The sequence below is a fragment of the Salipiger sp. HF18 genome (assembly GCF_011806505.1).
Taxonomy (GTDB): Bacteria; Pseudomonadota; Alphaproteobacteria; order Rhodobacterales; family Rhodobacteraceae; genus Salipiger; species Salipiger thiooxidans.
This window is the reverse complement of the sequence record NZ_JAATOS010000263.1, coordinates 1-5,771: the sequence shown is the minus strand read 5'-3', so window position 1 is coordinate 5,771 and position 5,771 is coordinate 1. Positions and strand designations below refer to the sequence as shown.

Sequence of the window (5,771 nt, the reverse complement as noted above, 5' to 3'; positions counted from 1 at the left end):
GTCAGCCCGTCGGCGGCCGGGTTGGTGTTGCCGGCATGGGCCAGCTCGCGCAGACCGGCGACGCGCACGGTGTAGAACTCGTCGAGGTTGGTCGCCGAGATCGACAGGAAGCGCAGCCGCTCGAGCAGGGGCACCCGCGGGTTCTCGGCTTCCTCGAGGACGCGCCAGTTGAACCCCAGCCAGCTGAGTTCGCGGTTGTAGAAACGGCCGGGGCCGGTGAGGTCGACCTCCGCGAGCTCGCTCGGCGCGGGCATCGGGGCCTTGAGGAAATCTGCAATGCTCATGAGGGGCTTATGCGCTAAGGGTTGAAACAGATTCGTGACGGTCGGCGAGCCTCATTCTGGCAAGTTGGGCGGGGGCGGTTCAAGTCGCGACAGGACCTCGCGCGCAAGTGCCCGGGTGATGCCCTTGGGCCGCGTCATGGCATGGGCGTCGAGCGCCGACACCAGCTCGCGCGCCATCGCGAAGCTGCGTGGCATGTGCCGCACGAGATAGGGGATGACGTCAGGCGCGGGCACGCATTGCCGGTCGGCCAGCAGCTTGGCCAGCACCGCCGACAGCAGCGTGTCGTCCGGGTTGGGCAGGGTGGCGGTCTGGGTACCCTCCATCCGGCTCTTGAGGTCGGGAATCACCAGCGGCCAGAGCGCCGGCGGCGTCTGCGCCGTCACCATCAGCGGCTGGCCCTGCGCCAGCGTGAGGTTGTGCAGGTGAAAGAGCGCCTCCTCGGCGGGGCGGTCCCCGGCGATCGCGGGCACGTCCTCGACGCAGAGCGGCCCGTTGGCCAGCGCCGGAATGTCGGCGGTCTCGAGCCCTTTGGCGGGGACGATCACGGCGCCGGTCTCGGCCGCCCAGACGTGCGCGAGGTGGGTCTTGCCGGCGCCATGCGGGCCCACCAGCACCAGCTTGCGATTCGGCCAGTTGCGCCAGTCGTCCATGAGCGCCACCGCCAGACCGTTCGAGCGGCTGACGAAATAGTCCTCACGCCCCAGCGCGGGGCGGACCGGCAGGGGAAGGGGAAGCTGGTCCGGTCCGGTCATTCGCCGATATGGTCCCCGTCGGACAGCCCGCGATAGAGCTTGCTGTCGGTGTACTGGCCCACGAGGAAACGCATGATGACGCCGAGCGACGCAGCCAGCGGCACCGCCACCAGCATGCCGATGAAGCCGAAGAGCGAGCCGAACACCGACAGCGCGAGGATCAGCCACACCGGGTGCAGCCCGACGGATTCGCCCACCAGCTTCGGTGTCAGGAAATTGCCCTCGAGGAACTGGCCGAAGAAGAAGATCCCGGCCACCACCGCGATCCAGACCCAGTCGCCCCAGAACTGGAACAGCGCCAGCCCGATGGCCAGCGCGCCGCCGACGATGGCGCCGACATAGGGGATGAAGGTGAGCATGCCCGCAACCACGCCGACGACGAGGCCGAAGTTCAGCCCCACCAGCCACAGCGTAACGGCGTAGTAGGTGCCGAGAATCAGGCATACCGAGCCCATGCCGCGGATGAAGCCCGCGAGCGTCGCGTCGATCTCGCGGGCGAGGCCGCGGATCACCGGGGCGTGGTCGCGCGGCAGCAGCTCGTCCACGCGGGCCACCATGTTGTCCCAGTCGAGCAGCATGTAGACCGCCACCACCGGCACGATGACGAAGAGCAGCAGGATGTTGAGCAGCGACATCGCCGAGGTCAGCACCGTATCGAAGAGCTGCGCGCCGCGCTCCTTGATGGTCTCGCCGATCGAGACCAGCGTCTCGCGCACCGGGCTGCCCTCGACCATGATCGAGGGGAAATGCGTGGTCAGGAAGCTCTGGAGTTGGCGGAAGAGCTCGGGCGCGGTGTCGATGAGCTGGCTGGTCTGCCGCGCCAGCGCCGGCGCCACCGCAAGCGCGAGGATGACGAAGAGCACCACGGCACCGATGGTGATGGTGCCCGTGGCCATGGCGCGGCTCATGCCCGCCCGCTCGAGACGGTCCGCGACCGGGTCGAGGAAATAGGCGATCGCGCCGCCAAGCACGAAGGGCAGCAGCACGTCGCCCAGGAACCACAGCACCACCGCAAAGGCGATGGCCGCGATGCCCCAGTATTTCAGCTGTGCGCGCACCGGCAACGCCATCTCCTGCCTTTCGCGTAGGACCCTGTCCCTTCATCGCGTGTCGCAGCAGCGGTTGCAAGGCTGTGAACGCCTTGCAGGGCGTGGTCGTGGCCGGTTTGCGCAGGGGCCCCGGCGCGGCCTCCGCCGCCGGCGGGGCAGGGCAACGGCGTGCGCGCCGTCACACATGCGGCTCTTGCTCTTGCGCGGCCCATCGCATAGGCCGTTCCGGACCTGATTTCTACCGGGAGGCCCGCCCTGATGCGCCTGAGCCGCTACTTCCTGCCCGTTCTCAAGGAGACGCCCGCCGAGGCGCAGATCGTCTCGCACCGCTACATGCTGCGTGCCGGCATGATCAAGCAGGCGAGCGCCGGGATCTACTCCTGGCTGCCGATGGGCTTCAAGGTTCTCCGCAAGATCGAGAACATCATCCACGAGGAGCAGCAGCGCGCGGGCCATATCCCGATGCTGATGCCGACGATCCAGTCCGCCGAGCTGTGGCGCGAGTCCGGCCGCTACGACGCCTACGGCGCCGAGATGCTGCGCATCACCGACCGCCACGACCGCGAGATGCTCTTCACGCCGACCGCCGAAGAGCTGATTACCGACATCTTCCGCGCCAACGTCTCGTCCTACCGTGACCTGCCGCTGACCATGTACCAGATCCAGTGGAAGTTCCGCGACGAGATCCGCCCGCGCTTCGGCGTGATGCGCGGGCGCGAATTCCTGATGAAGGACGGCTACAACTTCGACCTCACCAAGGAAGACGCGCTGCACGCCTACAACCGGCACCTCGTCTCGTACCTGCGCACCTATGAGCGTATGGGCCTGCAGGCGATCCCGATGCGCGCCGACAGCGGCCCCATCGGCGGCGACGACACCCACGAGTTCCTGGTGCTGGCAGAAACCGGCGAGTCCGAGGTGTTCTACGACAGCCAGATCACCGACCTGAAGTTCGGCGACCGCGAGATCGACTATGATTCGCGCGAGCAGTGCCAGGCGGTGCTCGAGGAATTCACCTCGCGTTATGCCCGCACCGACGAGACCCACGACGAGGCGATCTTCAACCAGGTCCCCGAAGAGCGCCGCCGCGTGGCGCGCGGCATCGAGGTCGGCCAGATCTTTTACTTCGGCACCAAGTATTCCGAGCCGCTGGGCGCCACCGTGGCGGATGCGGACGGCAACCAGGTGCCGGTGCACATGGGCTCGCACGGCATCGGCGTCTCGCGCCTGCTGGGCGCGATCATCGAGGCCAGCCACGACGACAAGGGCATCATCTGGCCCGAGGGCGTGACCCCGTTCCATTGCGGGATCGTCAACCTCAAGACCGGTGACGCCGAGGCCGATGCCGCCTGCGAGAAGATCCACGCGGCGCTGATCGCGCTGGGGCTGGACCCGCTCTACGACGACACCACCGAGCGCGCCGGCGCCAAGTTCGCCACCATGGACCTGATCGGCCTGCCGTGGCGCATCACCGTGGGCCCGCGCGGGCTCAGGAACGGCGTGGTCGAGCTGACCTCGCGCCGCACCGGCGAGAGCGAAGAGATGCCGCCCGAGGCGGCCGTCGCGAAGATCGCGGAGATCTACGGCGTCGCGGCGTCCTGACAGGCCCCGCGATTCGCGCTAGACTGTCCCCTGTCGGCCCCGCAAGAGGGCCGCAGGAGGCAGGCATGTTCGCAGGTATGGTCATCAGGGCCGTTGCCCTCGTCGCCGGGCTGACCGGTGCGGTGGGGTTCTCGCAGTTCCCCGAATTCACGCAGCAATACGTCCAGCGCCTCGGCGGCGCGGTCGACGAGCTGTCGCGGCTGATCCGCGACTTCGACGCGGATGCGGCGGAGCTGGGTCTTGGCCGCGACACTGCGCTCGACCAGCTCGCCACCGGCGGCGATTTCGGCGCCTCCCGGGCCGAGCGCATGGCCGAGACCATCGCCCGACACGACCGGCTGGCCGCGGATCTCGAGGCGCTCGCGGGCAGCGGTGCCTTCCAGCGCGTGGCACTGGCCCGGCATTTCGGAGACCCGGAGATCATGGAGCGGACGTGGCAGGCCTATCGCCCGGCGGTGCCCACCACCCCCGAGGGGCTGGCCTTTGCCGGGGTGGGCTTCGTCAGCGGCTGGCTGGCGCTGACCTTCGTGCTGTCGCTTCTGGCGCTGCCCTCCCGCCCGCGCGGCAGGAACCGGGCCGCGGCCCGGCGCCGCGAGCCGGTGCTGAGCCGCCCGGCGCCCCGTCATCGGTGCGGAACGCCGCTGCGCGCCGTGAGGGGCTCTGCCCCCGCCGCGCGTTCCGCGCGTCTCCCCCGGGATATTTGAGGCCATAGGAAGGGCAGGGGCCGTTCCCGGGTGGGCAGGGCTGCCTTTTTCGGTCGGGATACAGGCCGGGAGCCGCCGGGGGCGGCCCGGGCAGGCGGTCAGACCGCGGCCTGGACCTCGGCCACGATGCCGTCGACGACCTGTGCCAGCAGCACCTCGTCCTCGCACTCGGCCATCACGCGGATCAGCGGCTCGGTGCCGGACTTGCGGATCAGCAGCCGGCCCTTGCCGGTGAGCGCGGCCTCGGCCTCGGCGATGGCGCCCTGTACGGAGGCGGCCTCGAGCGGGGCCTTGTCGGCGCCGAATCGGACGTTCTTAAGCAGCTGCGGCACCGGCGCGAAGTTGCGCGCAAGGTCCGAGGCGGGCTTGCCGGTGCGCACCATCTCGCAGAGGAACTGAAGCCCCGCCATCAGACCGTCGCCGGTGGTGGCGTAATCGGTCATCACGATGTGCCCGGACTGCTCGCCGCCGAGGTTCCAGCCATGCGCACGCATCGCCTCGACGACGTAGCGGTCGCCGACCTTGGTGCGCTCGAGCCGCAGCCCCCGCGATTCGAGGAAGCGCTCGAGCCCGAGGTTCGACATCACCGTCGCGACCAGCGTGCCCTCGTGCAGGCGCTGCTCCTCGGCCCAGCGGGCGGCCATCAGCGCCATGATCTGGTCGCCGTCGGCGATGGTGCCGGTCTCGTCGATGAGGATGATGCGGTCGGCATCGCCGTCGAGGCAGATGCCGACATCAGCGCCATGGGCCACCACCGCCTCGGCGGCGGCCTGCGGCCTGGTCGAGCCGCAGTTGGCGTTGATGTTGAGGCCGTTGGGCGAGGTGCCCACGGGGATCACGTCGGCGCCGAGCTCCCACAGGACCTCCGGGGCGGTGCGGTAGGCGGCGCCGTTGGCGCAGTCCACCACCACCTTCATGCCGTCGAGCCGCATGCCGTGGGGCAGGGTGGATTTCACCCGCTCCATGTAGCGGAAGCGGCCATCGTCGATGCGCTTGGCGCGGCCGATGTTATGGGCCTGCGCCGGCTGCACGCCGGCCTCGACCAGCGCCTCGATCTCGGCCTCGACCTCGTCCGAGAGCTTGAACCCGTCGGGGCCGAAGAACTTGATGCCGTTGTCGTCGGCCGGGTTGTGGCTGGCCGAGATCATGATGCCCAGATCGGCGCGCATCGCCGGTGTCAGCAGCCCCACCGCGGGGGTGGGGACCGGGCCCAGCAGCAGCACGCTCATGCCGGTCGAGGTCAGGCCCGCGGTCAGCGCATTCTCGAACATGTAGCCCGAGAGCCGGGTGTCCTTGCCGATCACCACCCGGTGCACCCCGGCGCGTTCGCGGCGGAAGTAGCGGCCGGCGGCGGCGCCGATCATCAGCGCCATCTCGGC

At 69.3% G+C, this 5,771-nt stretch carries 5 protein-coding genes and 1 pseudogene; 2 read left to right on the top strand and 4 right to left on the bottom strand.

The window, feature by feature from the left end; translation table 11 throughout:
- From HC022_RS17870 to HC022_RS17860, 3 genes and pseudogenes are all read right to left on the bottom strand, one after another.
- Positions 1 to 284: pseudogene (locus tag HC022_RS17870) on the bottom strand (RNA degradosome polyphosphate kinase); the annotation flags it as partial.
- A gap of 51 nt (positions 285 to 335) precedes the next feature.
- The gene (locus HC022_RS17865) at positions 336 to 1,037 is read right to left on the bottom strand and encodes a DnaA/Hda family protein (RefSeq protein WP_008884042.1); all 702 of its coding nucleotides are present in this window, start codon (positions 1,035 to 1,037) and stop codon (positions 336 to 338) included.
- Positions 1,034 to 2,107 (bottom strand): AI-2E family transporter, encoded by a 1,074-nt coding sequence (locus HC022_RS17860; RefSeq protein WP_040383858.1) that lies wholly within the window; start codon positions 2,105 to 2,107, stop codon positions 1,034 to 1,036. The genes HC022_RS17865 and HC022_RS17860 overlap by 4 nt, the downstream gene beginning before the upstream one ends.
- 237 nt (positions 2,108 to 2,344) lie before the next feature.
- Here HC022_RS17860 and proS point away from each other — a divergent pair, with 237 nt between their 5' ends.
- Entirely contained in the window at positions 2,345 to 3,688 is a 1,344-nt protein-coding gene (proS, locus tag HC022_RS17855) for a proline--tRNA ligase (RefSeq protein WP_167453334.1), read from the top strand.
- A gap of 65 nt (positions 3,689 to 3,753) precedes the next feature.
- Positions 3,754 to 4,392: a DUF2937 family protein gene (locus HC022_RS17850; RefSeq protein WP_167453333.1), complete on the top strand. Its 639-nt coding sequence runs from the start codon at positions 3,754 to 3,756 to the stop codon at positions 4,390 to 4,392.
- A 98-nt stretch (positions 4,393 to 4,490) separates the two neighbouring features.
- Here HC022_RS17850 and glmM read toward each other — a convergent pair.
- On the bottom strand, positions 4,491 to 5,771 hold a 1,281-nt coding region (glmM, locus tag HC022_RS17845; protein WP_167453332.1), incomplete at its 5' end, for a phosphoglucosamine mutase.